Source organism: Skermanella sp., from assembly GCF_059503625.1.
This window is the reverse complement of the sequence record NZ_JCACHA010000345.1, coordinates 1-2753: the sequence shown is the minus strand read 5'-3', so window position 1 is coordinate 2753 and position 2753 is coordinate 1. Positions and strand designations below refer to the sequence as shown.

The 2753-nt window shown below is 66.7% G+C and carries 1 protein-coding gene; it reads left to right on the top strand.

Going from position 1 to position 2753, the window contains the following annotated elements:
• Window positions 1-2663, top strand: a 2663-nt coding sequence (locus AC5JJ6_RS07970; protein WP_496041523.1) for a methyl-accepting chemotaxis protein, incomplete at its 5' end; no start/stop codon positions are given.
• Window positions 2664-2753 lie beyond the last annotated feature (90 nt).

The window sequence follows — 2753 nt, the reverse complement described above, 5'->3', positions numbered from 1 at the left end:
CAGCCGGACGGTGGAGCGCCCCGACCAGCCCAGCCTCCGGGATGGTCGGGCGGCTCTCTCGTCGCAGGGACGTCATGAAGCTCAAGACGACCATCGCTGCCGGGTATTTCACGGTCATTGGCCTCGTCGCCGTCGTCGGTGTGGTCGGGCTGCTCGGCCTTTATCAATACGCCGCCTCGGTCGAGAACGGCACTGCCGCAACCCGTTTGTCGCTGGCGATGGGCGAGGTTCGCGCCCTGGAATGGAGCGCCCTTCGGGGCGACCTGTCCGCCTCGTCGGACGCCCAGGGGCGGCTCGCATCGATCGTCGACCAGTTCGCGACGCGCGGAATGGCAGCGGAACAGGCGTCCGCCGACCGCTACGCGCAGGCGTTTCAAAGCTTCGTCGGCGTCGAGGAGAAGCTGCTGGCAGGCGACACGATCATCGGCAAATCGGTCCAGCAACTGGCCTCGCTGTCGGATGTACTGGTTACGTCCCAGGTGAAGCTCGCCCGCGCCGCCGGCCGAGATCTGGAAGAGGCGGAGGCGGCGGCACGAGCCGCGACTACCCTCGCCGATCTTGTCGAGTCGATCCGTGACGGCGTGGTCAATGCGCAGCTTGCGGAAATGGCGTTTCTGAACCATCCCGACAGCAGCGAGATCACCCCCGCCCTGGAAGCGCTCGATGAGGCTGCCAGCTTCACCGCCCGCCTGCCGCCGGAAGACGGCGGTCCGGCGCGCGAGATCATCGAGGCCTACACCATATCCATCGGCGAAACCTCCGCGGCATATGCCGGCTACGAGAGCTACCGCGAAGTCATCCTCCGGCTGCTCGGCGAGTTGGACCGGCTCCACTCGTCCCTGCCGCCCGGCACCGATGCCTCGACCCGGTTCGAAGCGGCGGAACTTACCGCCTGGGCCTGGCGCGCGCGGGCGAACGGTACCCTGGGGGAAGACCTCAGCATCCCGCGCATCAGCCATCCCGAACTTGACGCAATGAAGGCGCTGGCCGTCCGGGTGATCGACCTGACCAGACAGATGGCGGCCGCCCGGTCCGAACTTCTTCAACTCTCGACCGTGGACGAAGCGCAGTCGCGGGGCATCGCCTTCTCCATGGAGAACATCAAGGAGCGCTATTTCGCGACCCGCTCGGCTGCCGAAGCCAAGGCCGTCGAAGCCCGCGAAGGCTATATCCGGGCCATGTCCGCCGCCGACCGGGGGCGCCAGATCCGGGCAGCCTCCCTCCAGGTCGCGCTGGCGCTATCCGATCTTTCCTCCGGCAAGCGCGACGTGCTTCGGGAAGAGATCGCCGGCACCATGGCCCGAGTCGCGGGACACCTGAACGAGATTGCACAGCAGACGGGGCAAACCGACCATATCGCGACCATGCGCGCCTTGCTGGCTCCGCTTGAGGCAAGTTTCGTCCAGCAGATCGACCTCCAGTCCACGGCTGTCCGTCTGGCGCGCGACATGAACGCCGCCGCAGTCGAAGCCTCGCAGCAGGCCCGCACTCTCTCCGATTCGGGATTGGCCGCCGCGGAAGCGGGGAAGCGGAACTCGGTCGTCTTCATCGTCACCACCCTTGCGCTCGCCACGCTGGCGGGACTCGGTTTCGCCTTCGTGCTGGGCCGCCATGTCTCCCTCGGCGTCACGCGCATGAGCGAGGCGATGAGCGCCATCGCGCATGGACAACTGGATGCCGACATTCCCAACCGGGGGCAGCGGGGCGAACTGGGCCAGATGGCCGAGTCGCTGGTCGCCTTCAAGGACAACGCCCGTCTGCGGATAGAGGCGGAACAGCGCGCCCAAGACGCCCGCCATCAGGCCGATGCCGAGCGGCGCGAAGTCCTGGGGCAACTCGCCGGCACCTGCGAAAGCCGGCTGCTGCCGCTGGCCCAGCAGGTTTCCTCCGCGTCCCGCCGTCAGTCGGACGATGCGCGCCAGCTTCTGGACATGGCCGAGCAGGCTATGAAGCGCTCCGGAACGGTCGCCGACGAGGCCGGGAGCACCGGCCGCAATCTCGGCTCCGTCGCCTCCGCGACGGAGGAGATGGCCGCCTCCATCGCCGGTATCGCGCACAGCATGCTGTCCACTGCGGAACTGGCGCGCCGTAGCGTGACGGAAGCCGACCGCGTTCGCGACAATCTGGAAAGTCTTGTCCAGGTCGCGGCAAGTGTCGGCGATGTGGTGGTCCTGATCCGGGAGATCTCCGAACAGACCAACCTGCTGGCGCTCAACGCCACGATCGAGGCCGCCCGTGCCGGCGAAGCGGGCAAGGGCTTCGCCGTAGTCGCGAGCGAGGTCAAGAGCCTCGCCAACCAGACTGCCCGGGCGACCGAGGAGATTTCGGCCCGGATTGACGGCATCCGCGCGGAAACGCTGGGCGCCACCGACGCTATCCGGGGGATCTCCTCGATCATCGAACAGATGGACATCGCCACCGGGTCGGCAGCCGGAGCCGTCGAGCAGCAGCGCAGCACGACGCGGGAGATCGCGCAGACCACCCAGGGGGTTTCGTCCAGCGTCGACCGCATCAGCACCGACATCGCCGTCGTCAGCGACCGTGCCCGTGAAACGGAAACGGTCGCCCGTGCCCTTCAGGCGGCAGCCGAAAGTCTGGGGGGAGAGGCGGACGACATGGAGCGGACGGTCAACGACTTCATCTCTCAGATACGCTCTCTCTGAAAATCACCGATATGGTCAGAAAACATGCAAAATCCCTTAGAGTCTGTCCGGTATGATTATTGCTGGAGTTGAAGCCTAGCGATGCGCCGC